At 71.1% G+C, this 15,869-nt stretch carries 15 protein-coding genes; 4 read left to right on the top strand and 11 right to left on the bottom strand.

The genetic code is table 11. From position 1 onward, the window contains the following. Nucleotides 1-3: 3 nt before the first annotated feature. From ABKW26_RS16090 to ABKW26_RS16060, 7 genes are all read right to left on the bottom strand, one after another. Complete coding sequence (locus ABKW26_RS16090; protein WP_348594953.1) at nt 4-1,350, bottom strand: ABC transporter permease; 1,347 nt, start codon at nt 1,348-1,350, stop codon at nt 4-6. Further along, entirely contained in the window at nt 1,347-2,066 is a 720-nt protein-coding gene (locus ABKW26_RS16085; RefSeq protein WP_348594951.1) for an ABC transporter ATP-binding protein, read from the bottom strand. Before ABKW26_RS16085 ends, ABKW26_RS16090 begins: the two co-directional genes overlap by 4 nt. Further along, nucleotides 2,063-3,649, bottom strand: coding sequence for a hypothetical protein (locus ABKW26_RS16080; RefSeq protein ID WP_348594949.1), 1,587 nt, complete (start codon nt 3,647-3,649; stop codon nt 2,063-2,065). The genes ABKW26_RS16085 and ABKW26_RS16080 overlap by 4 nt, the downstream gene beginning before the upstream one ends. Then, nucleotides 3,649-4,647 (bottom strand): hypothetical protein, encoded by a 999-nt coding sequence (locus ABKW26_RS16075; protein WP_348594947.1) that lies wholly within the window; start codon nt 4,645-4,647, stop codon nt 3,649-3,651. The genes ABKW26_RS16080 and ABKW26_RS16075 overlap by 1 nt, the downstream gene beginning before the upstream one ends. Before the next feature lie 181 nt (nt 4,648-4,828). After that, on the bottom strand, nt 4,829-5,998 hold the full coding sequence (locus tag ABKW26_RS16070; RefSeq protein WP_348594945.1) for a P-loop NTPase: 1,170 nt from the start codon (nt 5,996-5,998) through the stop codon (nt 4,829-4,831). A 29-nt stretch (nt 5,999-6,027) separates the two neighbouring features. Further along, complete coding sequence (locus ABKW26_RS16065; protein ID WP_348594944.1) at nt 6,028-6,582, bottom strand: DUF1003 domain-containing protein; 555 nt, start codon at nt 6,580-6,582, stop codon at nt 6,028-6,030. Then, nucleotides 6,575-7,933 (bottom strand): CBS domain-containing protein, encoded by a 1,359-nt coding sequence (locus ABKW26_RS16060; protein ID WP_348594943.1) that lies wholly within the window; start codon nt 7,931-7,933, stop codon nt 6,575-6,577. The genes ABKW26_RS16065 and ABKW26_RS16060 overlap by 8 nt, the downstream gene beginning before the upstream one ends. Nucleotides 7,934-7,989: 56 nt before the next feature. Between ABKW26_RS16060 and ABKW26_RS16055 the strand changes: the two genes are divergently transcribed. Continuing rightward, complete coding sequence (locus ABKW26_RS16055) at nt 7,990-8,688, top strand: general stress protein (RefSeq protein ID WP_348594942.1); 699 nt, start codon at nt 7,990-7,992, stop codon at nt 8,686-8,688. Nucleotides 8,689-8,712: 24 nt separating this feature from the next. On the opposite strand, the gene ABKW26_RS16050 is transcribed toward ABKW26_RS16055, so the two are convergent. Continuing rightward, nucleotides 8,713-10,278: an aminopeptidase P family protein gene (locus tag ABKW26_RS16050; protein WP_348594941.1), complete on the bottom strand. Its 1,566-nt coding sequence runs from the start codon at nt 10,276-10,278 to the stop codon at nt 8,713-8,715. A 121-nt stretch (nt 10,279-10,399) separates the two neighbouring features. On the opposite strand from ABKW26_RS16050, the gene ABKW26_RS16045 reads away from it, so the two are divergent. Both ABKW26_RS16045 and ABKW26_RS16040 read left to right on the top strand, forming a co-directional pair. Continuing rightward, nucleotides 10,400-11,254 carry a PHP domain-containing protein gene (locus ABKW26_RS16045; RefSeq protein ID WP_348594939.1) on the top strand — a complete coding sequence of 285 codons (855 nt, stop codon included), beginning with the start codon at nt 10,400-10,402 and terminating at the stop codon, nt 11,252-11,254. Continuing rightward, nucleotides 11,251-11,871 (top strand): MarC family protein, encoded by a 621-nt coding sequence (locus ABKW26_RS16040; protein ID WP_348594937.1) that lies wholly within the window; start codon nt 11,251-11,253, stop codon nt 11,869-11,871. Before ABKW26_RS16045 ends, ABKW26_RS16040 begins: the two co-directional genes overlap by 4 nt. 152 nt (nt 11,872-12,023) lie before the next feature. Here the strand turns inward: ABKW26_RS16040 and ABKW26_RS16035 are convergent, their stop codons facing one another. Further along, nucleotides 12,024-13,715, bottom strand: coding sequence for a DEAD/DEAH box helicase (locus ABKW26_RS16035; RefSeq protein WP_348594935.1), 1,692 nt, complete (start codon nt 13,713-13,715; stop codon nt 12,024-12,026). A gap of 333 nt (nt 13,716-14,048) precedes the next feature. On the opposite strand from ABKW26_RS16035, the gene ABKW26_RS16030 reads away from it, so the two are divergent. Then, nucleotides 14,049-14,798, top strand: a complete 750-nt coding sequence (locus ABKW26_RS16030) for a ferritin-like fold-containing protein (protein WP_348594933.1) — start codon at nt 14,049-14,051, stop codon at nt 14,796-14,798. An 82-nt stretch (nt 14,799-14,880) separates the two neighbouring features. Here the strand turns inward: ABKW26_RS16030 and ABKW26_RS16025 are convergent, their stop codons facing one another. Together ABKW26_RS16025 and ABKW26_RS16020 are read right to left on the bottom strand one after the other, a co-directional pair. After that, nucleotides 14,881-15,105: a DUF3107 domain-containing protein gene (locus ABKW26_RS16025; RefSeq protein WP_348594931.1), complete on the bottom strand. Its 225-nt coding sequence runs from the start codon at nt 15,103-15,105 to the stop codon at nt 14,881-14,883. 56 nt (nt 15,106-15,161) lie between these two features. Further along, a complete protein-coding gene (locus tag ABKW26_RS16020) occupies nt 15,162-15,869 on the bottom strand; it encodes a TetR/AcrR family transcriptional regulator (RefSeq protein WP_348594929.1) in 708 nt (235 codons plus the stop codon).

The following is a 15,869-nucleotide window of genomic DNA, read 5'->3' as shown; positions in this document are numbered from 1 at the left end:
CCGTCAGGGGCCGCCCCGCAGTGCGGAGATCGGTTCGATCGCCGCGGCCTTCATCGCCGGGTACAGGCCTGCGACGAGTCCGATCACCCCGCCCATGAGCGCTGCCCCGAGAGCCATGCGGACGTCGAGGATCGCGGTCCACTCCTTCGCGATGGACACGCCGACCACGACGAACACGCCGATGGCCGCTCCGATGAGACCGCCGAGGAGGCCGATGACGACGGACTCGACGACGAACTGACCGGCGATGTCCCGCCGTGTTGCGCCGAGCGCACGGCGCAAGCCGATCTCCCCACGCCGCTCCATGACGGAGAGGAGCGTCACGTTGGCGATCCCGAGCCCTCCGACGAGGAGGGCGACGGCTCCGAGGGCGAGGAAGATCGCATTGATGTCGGCCTGGACGTCCTGCCGCAGATCGGACGGTCTCGGCGGGGCGGCGACGGAGAAGGAGTCCGGGTTGTCCGGGTCGAGTGCGATCGGAGCCTGCTCCGCCACGAGCGGACCTGCGCCGGTCGTGATCCTGATCTGGAGCTCCTCGCTCGTCGTCGTGCCGAAGTCGGCGAGCGCCGTGCCCATCGGGAGGATGACCGAGTCGAGGAGGTCGCTGCGGCGCTGCACGCCGGAGACGATCCCGATGACGGTGTAGTTGGTGTCGCCGAGGAAGATGCTCGGCTGGCTCTCGAGACGGTTGATGCCCAGCTTGTCGGCAGCGCGCTCCCCGAGGACGACCACACGGTCTTCACGGTCGCTGTGGCCGTCGTCGAGATACCGACCGGTGACCACGCGCCCGCGGACCGCGTCGAGCAGGCCTCCGGAGGAGGCGACGACGGGTGTGGTGCTGGTCCGGGCGGCGGACGGGTCGTTGACGGGGACCGCGGTCACGGCGAGCCCGCCGGTGTCGACCGACGCGACGAGGCCGGCGGCCTCGACACCGTTGAGACGCAGCACACGCTCCGGCGCGTCGAGCGGCACCGTCCGGGTGGCCCTGGACTTGCCTGACATCGTCGGCGACGACTCGGCCTCGATGACGACCTGGGTCGCGGCGACGGCGTCAAACTGGGCGCTGATCTGACCGGCGGCCGTCTGTGCCAGTCCCACGGTCACGACGACGGAGCCGATGCCGAGCACGGTACCGAGGATGGTGAGGAGGAGCCGTCCCGGTCGTGCGCCGATCCCGTGCGCCGCCTCGGAGAAGAGGTCCCGGGCGGAGAAGCGGTCACAACGGTCCGAGAGGTGGACACGTGTCTCGCCGCTGGGCGGTACCGAGCGCGGAGAGCGGACGGGCCCCCGCGCGACGCGGCGGAGTACGCCCCGGAGCCGGGTGGGAGTGTCCTCGGTCTGCGCGGTCATCCGAGCTCCTCCAGCTCTCCGTCGGCGATGCGCACCCGGCGTCCGGCGCGGGCGGAGACGGCGAGGTCGTGCGTGATGACGACGAGGGTGAGGCCGTCGTCATGGAGCTCGTCGAAGAGGTCCATGATCCCGGCCGAGCTCTTCGTGTCGAGGTTTCCGGTCGGTTCGTCCGCGAGCAGCAGCTTGGGGCTCGCGACGACCGCCCGCGCGATGGCGACCCGCTGTCGCTCGCCGCCCGAGAGCGTCGCGGGCGTGAACTGGACCCGGTGGTCGAGGTGCACGCGTGCGAGAGCGCGCCGCGCTCGGTCCTCGCGCTCCGCACGCGGGACACCGCTGTACAAGGTCGCGAGGAGGACGTTGTCGAGGACGGTCCGGTGGGGCAGCAGGTGGAACGACTGGAAGACGAAGCCGATGCGCCCACCCCGCAGCGCCGCGCGCCGAGACTCGGACGCCGTCCCGGTCGGCATGCCGTCGAGCCGGTACTCGCCGGTCGTCGGGCGGTCGAGGAGCCCGAGGATGTGCAGGAGCGTCGACTTCCCGGAGCCGGACGGCCCGATGATCGAGAGGTAGTCTCCCGGGTCGACGCGGAGGTTCGCGCCACGCAGCGCCTGCACCCCGGGGAAGGACCGTGTCAGGTCGACGAGCTCGACGACCGGGGTCCTCGTCGGCACGACCGCCGCGATCGCCTCCGTCGCGACGTCGCCCGTGGCCGTCACCGGCCGACCACGACGAGGTCGTCCGCCGCGAGGGGCTCGGCGGACGAGACGATCTCGACGTACCCGTCGCCGGCGACGAGGCCGGTCTCGACCGTGATGATCTCGGTCGAGCCGGAGGGCGTCTGCCTCTCGACGCGGGACTCTCCGCCAGGACCGGCGGTGAGGGCCGCTGCGGGGACCGCGAGGACGGCGTCGCCCGTCGAGCTCACGGGGATGGTGATCCGCACGTTCGTCCCCTGCAGCGCGGTCGCCTGCTCCGGGGTGAGGGCGTCCGGGACGAACGTCACCGTGAGACGGTCGGAGGTCGCTCCGGTCCCGGTGGAGCTCTCGCCCTCGGCAGCGTCTCCGTCGGCGCTCGCGGACGCGGCGGTGATCTCGGAGATGGTCGCACGTCCCTCGGTGCCGTCGGGGAGCTCGAACGTGCCGACGAGACCGACGGCGAGCAGCTCGGCCTCCGACGGTGCGACGGAGCCCTGGACCACGAGGTTGGCGCTGGAGACGCTCATGATCGCCGTCGTCGCGGTGACGGTGTCGGCGCGCTCGATCGCCACCGAGTCGACGCGGCGAGGGAGCGACGAGAAGTAGGCGACCTCGCTCGCCGGCAGGTGGGTGAGCGTGTCCTCGAGAGCCTCGGCGAGGTCTGCCTGCGCGTCCTTGACCGACTGGCTCGCGCTGTTCCGGGCGGTCGTCTCGGCAGTGGTGCTCGGGGTGGCGAGCGTCGCGTCCCGCTGGGCGACGGCGAGCGTCAGCGCCTCCTGCGCCGGCGCCGGGTCTTCTCCTGCCGGGACCGCGGCGAGCGTCCGCTCCGCGTCGTTGACCGCGTTCTGAGCGGCGATGATGTCGACCTGCTCCGCGCCGGTCGCGGCCGCGGTGAGGGCGGCCTGGGCGCTCGCGAGCATGTCCTTGGCGCTCTGGACGGCATCGCGTGCCGCGGCGACCGCTTCCTCTGCGGCCTCGTCAGGGCTCGGGGACGGGTACCCGACCGCGACGTAGAGCCTGTCCACCGCTGCGGCCGTGTCGGCGTCGTAGAGGTCCGACTCCTCGGTGCCCGGGTCGATCCCGAGCGCCGAGAGCGCCTGCTTGAGCTGGACGACGTCCGGTCCGGCGACGCCGACGCGCAGCGTCCTGTATGCGGGGAGCGCGCCAGGCAGCGTGATGACTGGACGCCCCGCGATCTCGAGGAGGATCGAGGCGGGCTCGAGCGTGGCTCCGACCTCGGGCACGGCACCGGTGACGACAGCAGCCCCGCTGAGCTCGCTCGTCTCGATCCGCACCTCGTCGGCCTCGTCGTACAGGACGTCGGCCCGGGTCGTCACCGCGTTCGACACGACCCGGCTCTCGACGGGGATCGTGATGAGCCCCGCGGCGGGCGGCTTGGCGAGGGCGTCGGCCTCGGCCGGGTCGAGGACGAACCTGCTGAGGACGATGCCGGAGGTGAGCGCGAGCACGGCGACCACGGCGACGAGCCAGATGACGCGGTGCCCCTGGAGCGCGGAGCCGCCGGGCGTGGCGCCGGTCGAGGGCTCGACGTCGGAGGCGGGCGTGGCCGTCGCCGCTCTCCGTCGGAAGGAGACGCGGCGCATCACTCGGACTCGCTGCTCTCGACCGCGGCGATGAACGCGTCGAGCTGTGCCTTGTGGTCGGTGACGAACTGCTTCTCGAGCTCGTGCTGGACTGTCGTCAGCTCGTCGGAGTAGCTGATCTCTTCCTTGCACGCGAAGTCGGCGGTCGCGGTCGCGATCTCGACCTCGCGGACCTCGGCGAGCGCTTCGTCGCTCGGGCCGTTCCACGACTCGGGCGACTCCTCGACGACGTCCATGTTCTCCCACAGCGCGTTCTGCGCCTCCATGACGCTCGTCTGGGCGTCGTCGGGCGTGGCGAAGTCCGTGTAGCCGGCGTCCGCCATGCAGTCGGCCCACTTCGTGTTGAGCTCGACGACCCGCGGGTCGTCCATCTGCTTCTCCCAGAGGGCGTTCATCGCGTCCATGAGCTCGGCGTGCGCCGGGTCGCTGAAGAGGTCACCCGTCATGTCGACCTCGTGGGACGCGGCGCCCTGGCAGCCGGCGTCCTCCCAGCGGTACTCGTACTCCATCGCTTCTTCCTCGGTCATCTCGGACCACACGTCGGGGCCGTAGAGGGCCTCGTTGTACGCGGCCTGAGCGCCTTCGGACAGCGACGCGATGTAGTCCGCGTTGGGGTCCTCGTCAGACTCCTCAGGCTCGTCGACGGGCTCCTCTTCCGTCGCCGACATGCCGTAGCCGTTCTTCGCGACCCACTCGGCGGTCTCCCGGTCGACGATCTCGTCCTCGGACGCCCAGTCGTAGTCGTCCTCCGAGACCTCGATGGGGATGTACTCGAAGCCCTTCTCGCTCATGCACGTCGCGATGAGGTTCTCCATCTCGACCTGGTCGGCGGCCATGGCGGCGGGGTCCATCTCGAACAGCGTGCCCATGTACTCCTCGAGGGGGCTCCCGCTCGCCCCCTCGGCGGGGTCCCCGCTGTCGTCGGAGCAGCCCGTGAGCAGCAGCAGCGTGGCCACGCTGAGGACGGAGAGGGAGCGGAGCGCGGGGGAACGGACCATGGGAGGACTCCTCGTGCGGGCAAGCGTGCACGCCAGGTAGTTGAAAAGGGGAATACCACGCTTCGCGTGACGAAGCAACCCTAGTGGCGTCGTCAGCGGGCGGGTATCCACCCAGAGGAGGAGATCCGACGCGTCGACGCCCGCCATCCCCTACCTGAGGATGACAACGTCCCGTCGCAGGTCAGACGGGCGACAGCCCGAGCGAACGGCCCGCCAGCCCGCGGGAGCGCGAGGCGAGCGACCGGGCGATGCCGCGCAGCGCGACGGCACCCGGCGAGTCCGGCGCAGACAGGACGATCGGCAGCCCGACGTCGCCTGACTCGCGCAGCGCCACGTCGAGCGGGATCTGCCCGAGGAGGTCGACGCTCGTCCCGGTGAGCGAGCTGAGGTTCTCCGCGACCCGCTGCCCGCCGCCCGCACCGAAGACCTCGAGGCGTGACCCGTCCGGCTGCTCGAGCCACGACATGTTCTCGATGACCCCGGCGAGTCCCTGGTTCGTCTGCGTCGCGACCGACCCGGCGCGCTCTGCCACCTCGGCGGCGGCGACCTGCGGCGTCGTGACGACGACGATCTCGCTTGACGGGAGGAGCTGGGCCACCGAGATCGCGATGTCCCCCGTGCCGGGCGGCAGGTCGAGCAGGAGCACGTCGAGGTCGCCCCAGAAGACGTCGGAGAGGAACTGCTCGAGGGCGCGGTGCAGCATCGGGCCACGCCACACGACGGGCTGGCCCACGGGGACGAACATCCCGATGGACACGACCTTGATGTCGTGCGCGATCGGTGGCAGGAGCATGCTGTCGACGCGGGTCGGCTGGTGCGTCACGCCGAGGAGCCGAGGGATGGAGAAGCCGTAGATGTCTGCGTCGAGCACCCCGACCTTGAGGCCGTCCGCGGCCATCGCCGCAGCGAGGTTCGCCGTGACGGTCGACTTCCCGACGCCGCCCTTGCCCGAGGCGATCGCGTACACCTTCGTGAGGGAACCAGGCTTGGCGAACGGGATCTGCGGGTCCCCGGCACCTCCCCGGAGCATCGACCGCAGGCCGGCGCGCTGCTCGGCGCTCATCACGCCGAGCTCGACCACGACGTCCTCGACACCGTCGACCGAGAGACCGGCGAGGGTCACGTCCCGCGTGAGCGTCCCCTTCATCGGACAGCCCGCGACGGTGAGATCGATCCCGACGACCGCCCGTGCGCCGCTCGCGGTCGCCTGGAGCTCGACGGACCGCACCATCCCCAGCTCGGTGACCGGGCGACGGATCTCCGGGTCGATCACCCGTGTCAACGCCTCACGGACGGCCACCTCGAGAGCGTCGAGGTGTGCAGTGGCCGGTGCAGACGGTGAATCAGGCATGCGCCCATCGTACGCAGCGCGCCACGGCGTCAGGTGTGCGGTTCGTCCCGGCCGACGGACGGCTCGGTCACGTTCGCTCGGGAGTCCTTCTCCACATCGCGCTCGGAGTGCTTCGCATCGAGCTCCTCGAGGAGGTTGCGCATCTCCGACCGCACGAAGTCGCGGGTCGCGACCTCGTTGAGGGCGATCCGCAGCGCCGCCATCTCCCGGGCGAGGTACTCGGTGTCGGCGAGGTTGCGCTCGCCGAGCTGACGGTCCTGCTCCGCCGTGACCCGGTCGCGGTCCGTCTGACGGTTCTGGGCCAGGAGGATGAGCGGCGCCGAGTACGACGCCTGGAGCGAGAGCATGAGGGTCAGCGCGGTGAAGCCGTTGGCCGCCTTGTCGAAGCGGAGCTCCGGTGCGGCGATCGTGTTCCACAGGAGCCACGCGATGCAGAACACCGTCATGTACATGAGGAAGCGAGGCGTCCCCATGAACCGTGCGATGCCCTCCGCGATCCGTCCGAAGGCATCCTGCTTGAACTTGATCTGCGGGATGAGGAGCCCGCGCCGCGACTCCTTCGGTGTGTCGAGGCGCTCAACCACGGCGACCACCCGCTCGCATCGATCGTGGGGGAGTGGGGGCGCTTGCGTGCTCGCTCGACCCCGCGCTCGCAGCCGGGGCGTCGCTCACGCTCGCGTGCTCGGAGTCGTCCGTCTCGCGCCAGTCCTCGGGGAGCATGTGGTCGAGGGCATCGTCGACGCTCACCGCGCCGAGGAGCCGACGCTCCGAGTCGAGCACGGGCAGGGCGAGCAGGTTGTAGGCGGCCAGGAGCCGGGCGACGCGGCCCAGGGGCGCGTCGGTCGTGACGTGCTCGATGTCGGAGTCCATGACGGCACCGAGCGGCTCGTGCGGAGGCTCGCGCAGCATCTTCTGGAAGTGGACGACCCCGAGGAAGCGCCCCGTCGGGGTCTCGAGCGGGGGACGTACGACGAAGACCATGGAGGCGAGCGCCGGGGAGAGGTCCGCGCGCCGCACGTGCGCCATCGCCGCGGCGATCGGTGTCTCCGGCGACAGGACGACCGGTTCCGTCGTCATCATCCCGCCGGCGGTGTTCTCGGCGTACCCGAGGAGCCGGCGCACCCCGCGGGCCTCGTCCGGCTCCATGAGCTCGAGCAGCTGGGCGGCCTGGTCGTCCGAGAGCTCGTGGAGGAGGTCTGCCGCGTCGTCGGGCTGCATCGCCTCGAGGACGTCGGCTGCTCGGTCGTTGCCGAGGGACGAGAGGATGGAGACCTGGTCGTCGCCTCCGAGCTCCTCGAGCACGTCGGCGAGACGCTCGTTGTCCAGCGCGGTGGCGACCTCGACGCGACGCGTCGTCCCCAGCTCGTGGAGCACGTCGGCGAGCGCCGCGGGCTTGAGGTCGTCGTAGGCCGCGAGGAGGAGCGCAGCACCCTGCGCGCTCGAGCTGTCGGCGAGCCCCGTGACGGCCTCGACGTCGACGACGAGCGTGTGTCCGCGACGGCGCAGGCCGAGGGCGCTCTTGCCCGTGGGTGCACGACGGACGAAGAGCCGCTTGACCAACCAGTCGCCGGTCCGCTGCTGCTCGATCGCGAGGTCTTCGATCGTCGCGGTCCCTGACCCGTCGACGAGCTCGACGGTCCGGTCGAGGAGCTCTCCGACGGCGAGGGTCTCCATGAGACGCTGCTCGAACCGCCGCATGTTGAGGAGACCCGTGCTGATGACCTGGCCTGCGTCGATGCTCGTGACGCGGGTCAGCGGGAGGAACACCCGCCGGCGGCCGGGCACCTCGACGACGAGGCCGACCGCCCGGGGGGCACCCTTGGGACGGATGAGGACGACGACGTCGCGCACTCGGCCGACCTGGTCGCCGATGGGATCGAAGACCAGTGTTCCGGCGAGACGCGCGACAAAGACCTGGGTTCCGACGCTGCTCACGACCGTAAGCCTATGCTGCCCGTGGCGTCCGGGTGGGCTGTGCGGGAAGATGGACCATGAGCATGTCCAGGAGCACCACCCCGCCCAAGCTGCCGACCCTCCCACGGGGCGACCAGATCGCTGCGTTCTTCACGTACCTCGACGCACAGAAGGGCGTCGAGCTGCTGTCGGACAAGGGTTTCCCCGTCCAGCACGTGACGATCGTCGGCACGGACCTCAAGATGGTCGAGCGGGTGACCGGCCGGCTGACCTACTCGCGCGTCGCGGCTGCTGGCCTCGCCTCCGGGGCGTGGTTCGGCCTGTTCGTCGGGCTCGTGCTGTCGCTCTTCGGCGGTGAGACGACCGCGCTCCCGATCTTCGCGGCCATCGGCATCGGTGCAGGCTTCGGTCTGCTCTTCTCGGTCCTGTCCTTCACGATGACGCGCGGCAAGCGCGACTTCACGTCGGCGAGCCAGATCGTCGCGTCCTCGTACGCCCTGCTGTGCGACCACGAGCGGGCCGGCGAGGCGTCCCGCATCCTCGAGGACCACCACGCGTCAGGGCTCGGCGCGGGCCAGGCGTGGCCCCCTGCCGCAGCGGTGCCGAGCGCCGGAGCCGGGGCGCAGTCCTCCGCGGTCCCCGCCTCTCCGCCGGCCGCTCCCGAGCCGTCGCGACCGCTCCCCGAGCCCCGCTACGGCGTCCGCACCCCGGACGGTCTGCCGCCGAAGCCGGCCGGGACGCAGTCGAACGACAGCAGCGCGCAGGACGCCCGCTAGGACGCCCCGCGCACTCCCGGGCGCTCAGCCCCGCAGCGACGCCATCCAGCCCTCGACGTCCTCGGGCCGTCGAGGGAGCGCCGCAGAGAGGTTCTCGTTCCCGGTCGCGGTGATGAGGACGTCGTCCTCGATGCGGATGCCGATCCCGCGGTACTCCTCCGGGACGGCGAGGTCGTCGCTCTTGAAGTAGAGACCGGGCTCGATGGTGAAGACCATCCCGGGCTCGAGCCGAGCGTCGAGGTACATCTCGCGTCGCGCCTGGGCGCAGTCGTGGACGTCCATGCCGAGGTGGTGGCTGGTGCCGTGCACCATCCACCGGCGGTGGAACTGTCCCTCCGGGAGCAACGACTCCTCGGCGGTGCTCGGGAGGATGCCCCAGCTCGCGAGCCGCGCGGCGATGACCTCCATCGCCGCCGCGTGGACGTCGGAGAACTTCGCGCCGGGCCGGGCGACGGCGAAGGCGGCGTCCGCGGCGTCGAGGACCGCCGTGTAGACGCGTCGCTGGACGTCCGTGAACGTGCCGTCGACCGGCAGGGTGCGGGTCACGTCGGCCGTGTACAGCGACTCCACCTCGACACCCGCGTCGAGCAGGACGAGGTCGCCGCTGCGCACGACGCCGTCGTTGCGGATCCAGTGCAGCGTCGTCGCGTGGTCGCCCGCCGCCGCGATGGTCTCGTAGCCGACCGTGTTCCCCTCGAGCCGGGCGTGCGCGTCGAACGTCGTCTCGATGACACGCTCGCCGCGGCGGTGCGTCGTCGCACGCGGCAGTGCGCGGACGACCTCGGCGAAGCCCTCGACCGTGCGAGCCACGGCCTCGCGCATCTGTCCGACCTCGTGCTCGTCCTTGATGAGCCGGAGCTCGGAGAGCGCCTCGGCGAGCTCCGCGTCGACGTCCGTCGCCTCGGCCTCGTCGGTGGTCTCCTCGGCGCCTGCGATCGCCCGCAAGGACTCGACGAGGATCTCGGTGCTCTGGTCGGCGCCGGGCACGACGCGCAGGCGGACGCCGCCCGGGCCGGCGTCCTTCGCGATCGCGTCGGGAAGGTCGTCGATGTGCGCAGCACGGATGCCGGTCAGCCGGGCCACGTCGTCGAGGGACGGGCGCGCGCCGACCCAGAACTCGCCGTAGCGCGAGTCCGCGTAGAACTCCTCTGTGTCGCGCGGGGCGAGCGGTCGCACGTAGAGGACGGCCTCGTGGCCTCCCGGCGTCAGGCCGTCCTCGCCCGTGACCGGGTGCAGCACGAGGACTGCGTCCGGCTCCTGGTCCGTGCCGAACCCGGTGAGGTGCGCGAACGCCGTGTGCGGTCGGAAGCGGTAGTCGGTGTCGTTCGAGCGCTGCTTCAGCGAACCGGCCGGGATGACCAGACGGTCGCCGGGGAACGTCGCCGAGAGGGCGTCACGCCGGGCCGGCGTGAACGCTGCGGCGGCGGACGGCTCCGTCGTGATCTCCGTCCGTGGCTCCCAGGCGCTCGTGATGAACGAACGGAAGGCCTTCGAGACGGGGCGCTGCGAGCGGTTGCTCCCGCGGTCGTCGAGCGGCTGGCCTTCCGGAGAGGTGGGGGTGGCATCCTGTGGGGTGGTGTCCGAGCTCATGGGACCATCTTCCCACCTCGACCGTGCGCGGGTCTGTCCGGCTGGTCGCTCCGGGATCTCGGTGGCCGCCGCAGGGCCGTGGCGTGAGTTCGGACGGGTGCGCTGAAAGTACAGTGTCCCTGTGCTCAAGGACCCCCTCATCGACCTCCATACCCATTCCACGGCGTCGGACGGGACGGAGAGCCCGTCGGTCCTCGTGGAGCAGGCCGCCCTGGCAGGGCTGACCGTGGTCGGCCTCACCGACCACGACACGACGGCAGGCTGGGCGTCCGCCGAGGAGGCTGCGCGGCGCATCGGGATCGCGCTCGTCCGCGGCGCGGAGATCTCCGCGCGGGCCGACGGCGTGAGCGTCCACCTCCTCAGCTATCTCCACGACCCCGAGCACCTCGCGCTCCGCGAGCAGAACGAGCGCGTCCGCGCCGCCCGCACCGAGCGTGCCCGCACGATGGTCGACCGGCTCGGTCGTGACTACGCGCTCTCGTGGGACGACGTCATGAACCACACCGAGCCGGGTACGACGATCGGCCGCCCGCACATCGCCGACGCCCTGGTCACGGCGGGGTATGCGACGGACCGTTCCGCGGCCTTCGCGACGATGCTGCGCCCCGGCACGCAGTACTACGTGCCGCACTACGCGCCGGACGTCATCGACGCGATCCGTGCGGTGCGTGCCGCTGGTGGTGTCGCGGTGTTCGCGCACCCGGGCGCCGACGTGCGCGGGCGCGTTGTCCCCGACGCGGTCATCGAGGAGATGGCCGAGGCGGGCCTCGTCGGTCTCGAGGTCCGGCACCGGGACAACAGCCCTGCCCAGCAGAAGCGGCTGAGCGAGATCGCGGTGTCTCTCGGGCTGCTCGTCACCGGGTCGAGCGACTACCACGGTGCGGGCAAGCCGAACGTGCTCGGTGAGAACACCACGAGCCCCGACGTCCTCGACGCGATCGAGGAGCTCGGCAGCATCGCGGTGGTCCGACCGTGAGCGACATCATCCACCTGCGGCTCTTCACCGAGGTCTTCATCACGCTGTTCGTCATCATGGACCCGCCCGGGACGGTACCGATCTTCCTCGGGCTCACCGGGGCCATGACCCACAAGCAGCGGTCCCACGCTGCGCGGACCGCGATCTTCGTCGCGGCCGGTGTGATCGTCAGCTTTGCACTCTTCGGCCAGCAGCTGCTCAGCTATATGCACATCTCTCTCCCCGCGCTCCAGGCGTCGGGCGGCCTGCTGCTCCTGCTCATCGCGATGGAGCTGCTCACCGGGAAGATGGAGGAACCGCAGCCGGGTGCGAAGGGCGTGAACGTCGCCATGGTCCCGCTCGGGACACCGCTGCTCGCTGGACCGGGTGCGATCGTCGCGTCGATGCTCTTCGTCCAGCGCTCGGACGGGTCGGCGCGCGACTGGCTGTCTATCGCGCTCGCGTTCACGCTCGTCTGCGTGTGCCTCTGGGCCGCGATGCGGTTCGCGAACATCGTCCACAAGGTCCTGGGCGAGAGCGGGACGCTCCTCGTCGCGCGCATCGCCGGTCTGCTCCTCGCGGCGATCGCCGTCCAGCTCATCGCCGACGCCGTCACCGCGTTCGTCCAGGCCGCCTAGCTGCACCTCTCGGGTGGCGTCCAGGGCGGGCGCTGCCCCGGGGTGCCGCACTGCAGCGGCCACGACGACGGATGCCGCCCGCCCCTCTCACCGCGACTGCGGGAGGAGGAGCGAGCGGCATCGGTCGTGCTGCCGTTCTGCGTGAGGTGGTGTCAGGAGGCGTCGGTGCTGGGCGTCGTCACGGACTGCCCGCCCTCTGAGCCCTGGGCACCCTCGGTGCTGCTGCTGCGCGTGCGGCGACGGTTGCGGTTGCGGCGCGGCCTGGTGGACTCGCCGTTCTCCGCCTTCACGCTAGGTGCCGTGTTCGAGGCGGGGCCGGCGGTGCTCGTCGTCGTGGCGTCGTCGGCGGGAGGCGCCGTGCGGGCGTCGCCCGTGGCACCCTGCGTCGAGCGCTCGCCGCCACGCGTCCGGGGACGACGCTCGCCGTCGCGCGGAGCGGAGCGTGCACCGCCTGGACCGCTGCTGCGCGAGCCGCCATCACGCGAGCCGCCGCTGTCTCGCGGACCGCTGTCGCGCGCCGGCTTGCCGCCACGCTTGCCCGTCTCGCCGAGATCTTCGAGCGTCTCGGCCCCGAGGCCCGCACGCGTCTGCGCGGACTTGGGCAGGCGCCCCTTGGTGCCCTCGGGGATGTCGAGGTCGGTGTAGAGGTGCGGCGACGTCGAGTACGTCTCGACGGGCTCGGGGATGCCGAGGTCGAGCGCCTTGTTGATGAGCGACCACCGGGGCATGTCGTCCCAGTCGACGAATGTGACGGCCGTGCCCTTGTTCCCGGCGCGACCGGTGCGACCGGTGCGGTGGAGGTACGTCTTCTCGTCCTCGGGGCACTGGTAGTTCACGACATGCGTCACGTCGTCGACGTCGATGCCGCGGGCCGCGACGTCGGTGGCGACGAGGACGTCGACCTTGCCGTTACGGAAGGCGCGCAGCGCCTGCTCGCGCGCTCCCTGGCCGAGGTCGCCATGGATGGCGCCGGCCGCGAAGCCGCGCTCCGTGAGGTCGTCCGCGACCTTTGCCGCAGTGCGCTTGGTGCGTGCGAACACGATCGACAGGCCGCGCCCGTTCGACTGGAGGAGGCGCGCGAGCACCTCGACCTTGTCGAGAGCGTGGGCCCGGTAGACGACCTGCTTGATGTTCTTGACCGTCTGCCCGCCGTCGTCCGGGTCGTTCGCACGGATGTGGGTCGGCTGCTTCATGTACTTGCGCGCCATGGTGACGATCGCGCCGGGCATCGTCGCCGAGAAGAGCATCGTGTGACGGACCGCCGGCGTGCGGGCGAGGAGCTTCTCCACGTCGGGCAGGAACCCGAGGTCGAGCATCTCGTCCGCCTCGTCCAGCACGACGCACTGGGCACGGGTGAGGTTGAGGTGGCCCTGGTTGAGCAGGTCGATCATCCGCCCGGGGGTCCCGACGACGACCTCGACGCCCTGCGCGAGGGCGGTGACCTGGGGCTCGTACGCCCGGCCGCCATAGAGCTGGATGACGCGGACGGACCGCTTGGCCGAGGCTGCGGTGAGGTCCTTGGCGACCTGGACCGCGAGCTCGCGCGTCGGGACGATGACGAGAGCCTGCGGCTTGCCGGGAGCGGGCAGCTCCTCGAAGCCCGGCTCGCCCGGTGCGACGACGCGGTGCAGGAGCGGGATGCCGAAACCGAGCGTCTTGCCCGTCCCGGTCTTCGCCTGGCCGATGATGTCGTGGCCGGCCATCGCCACGGGGAGCGTCATGGCCTGGATGGGGAACGGGGCGGTGATCCCCGCGTCGGCCAACGCCTCGACGATCTCGGGGCGGACGCCGAAGTCGCTGAAGGTCGCGTCAGCAACCTGGATGCTGCTGGAAGTGCTGGTCACGTTGCCTCATGTGTGTCTGGGCGGCGCCACACGTCGCTGCGAGGCTCTGGCGTGAGAGATGATCACGACGATCCGGGCGCAGGACGGGCATGCTCGCCTGTGGCCGGCAGCCGATCGTGAGTATGCGGTGTCGGGGCTGACGCGCTCTGGCGAGCGTGCAGTCCGACCATGGTCGAGACGACCGGGCAACCGATGTACGGGGTCAGTCTATCGGACGGTGGGCTTCGGGCGTGTGAAGGGCGTCACCGCGTGGCGGTGACGCCCTCCACCCGGCGTGGTCCGCGCCGGGGACCTCGGGCATCCGTCCGTCAGCGTCCGGCCTATTCTGGAGGGATGAACGACGTGAGCACGACGCCCGCCGAGACGACCCGCGACGGCGCGGGAGACCAGCCCGTCCCTGGTCCCGAGACTCTGACGACCCAGGACGCCGGCGCGACCGACGTGCTCCAGCTGCTCGGCCTCATCGCCTTCACCGAGCTGGCGACCTTCACCCGGCTCGCGGCCGTCGCCGCGGGAGCGCCGACGCCCACGCAGCACCTCCATCTCGTCCGGCTCGCCGGCGCCGCGCTCGACCGGCAGGAACGCATCCTGCGCCGGATCACCGAGCTCGGCGGCGACGCCGACGCCGAGATGCTCCAGTTCACGGGCACGTTCGACGACTACGACTCGCGCACCGAGCCGCAGACCTGGTGGGAGGGCGTGCTCAAGGGATACGTGGGCAACGGTGTCGCGGACGACTTCTGCCGCATCGCCGTCGACGGGCTGGACGAGCAGACCCGGGCCGTGGTCGTCGAGGTCCTCGACGACAACCGCAGCGCCGAGCTCTCGGTCGCGGTGCTCGGGGAGGCGTCGGGCGCGGACACCGTCCTCGCCTCACGTCTCGCGCTCTGGGGCCGGCGCCTCGTGGGCGAGGCGCTCGGCCTGGTCCAGCACCTGCTCGGCTCCCACCCGGCGCTCGGCCGGCTCGTCGTGGAAGGGGCGCGCAGACGACAGGACGCCGCCGAGGCCGACCAAGCGTGGGTCTTCTCTCAGCTCACTGCTGAGCACACCCGTCGGATGGGGCGTCTCGGTCTCGCTGCCTGAGCGGCCTGGGTGCGGCTCGCGGCCGGCCCGGGGAGGGCGGCCGCGAGCGGTGCTGCTGTGGTGCGTCGACGCTCCGGACGACTCAGATGGAGCCGAAGCCGACCTTGCGCTGCTCCTCGGTGCCGATCTCGACGTAGCCGATCGTCGCGGACGGGACGAGGATCTTGCGTCCCCGAGAGTCGGTCAGCTCGAGGACCGGGCCTCCGCTCAGGGCGTCCGTGACGGCCTTGGTGATCTCTTCCGCCGTCGCGTCGGACTCGACGGTGAGCTCACGTGCCAGGTTCTGAACGCCGATCGTGATTTCCACAGGGTCCCACTTTCCGTTGGTGCGAGAGCTGACTGCTCAGCCGGGCTCGTCTGATCCTAGGCCGAGGTCGAGCCGTCGTTCGCGCCGTCACGTCGCAACATCCCGTGGATTCCGCGCCAAGCGAACTGTGCGATGAGATCTGCCGCCTCCGCCGTGGACGGCTCGGCGGTGTCGGTGCCGTCACCCGAGTCGTTCGGCAGGGCGTGGGACGCCGCGACCCGAGCCATCGCGGTGGACGTCCGCGCCACGGTGAGCGCCTGGGACGGTGTGAGGTCGGTGATGTCGATGAGGACCTGGGCGAAGAGCTCGGCGTTGCGCCGGTTGGGCTCCTCGACCCGGTTGCGGACGATGACGTCCCTGGTGACGTCCGACTCGAACAGCAAGGATGCGGCGACCCCCGAACCCTCGGCGAACTCGACGTACGCCCGGACGACGGCACGGACGACGTCGTAGCCGTCGACGACCGCGCCCGGGTCGAGCGGAGGCTCACGGACCGGGACGAGCGCGTCGCTCACCGCGTCGACGAGAGCTTGCCCGCGGTCGTCGATGACGGCGAGGTAGAGGTCGAGCTTCGAGGGGAAGTGGCGGTAGAGGATGGGCTTCGAGACCTGGGCTCGTTCGGCGATGTCATCCATGGAGATGTGGTGAAAGCCCTGTGCAGCAAAGAGGTCCTGCGCGATCGCCAGAAGCTGCGCCTGCCGCTCCACACGGGGCATCCGCGGCTTCACCCGCCGGGAGGGATCACGCGCAGTGGGCCGGGTCAC

This window comes from Sanguibacter sp. 25GB23B1 (assembly GCF_040012415.1).
Lineage (GTDB): Bacteria > Actinomycetota > Actinomycetes > Actinomycetales > Cellulomonadaceae > Sanguibacter.
This window is presented reverse-complemented; position numbering and strand designations above follow the sequence as displayed.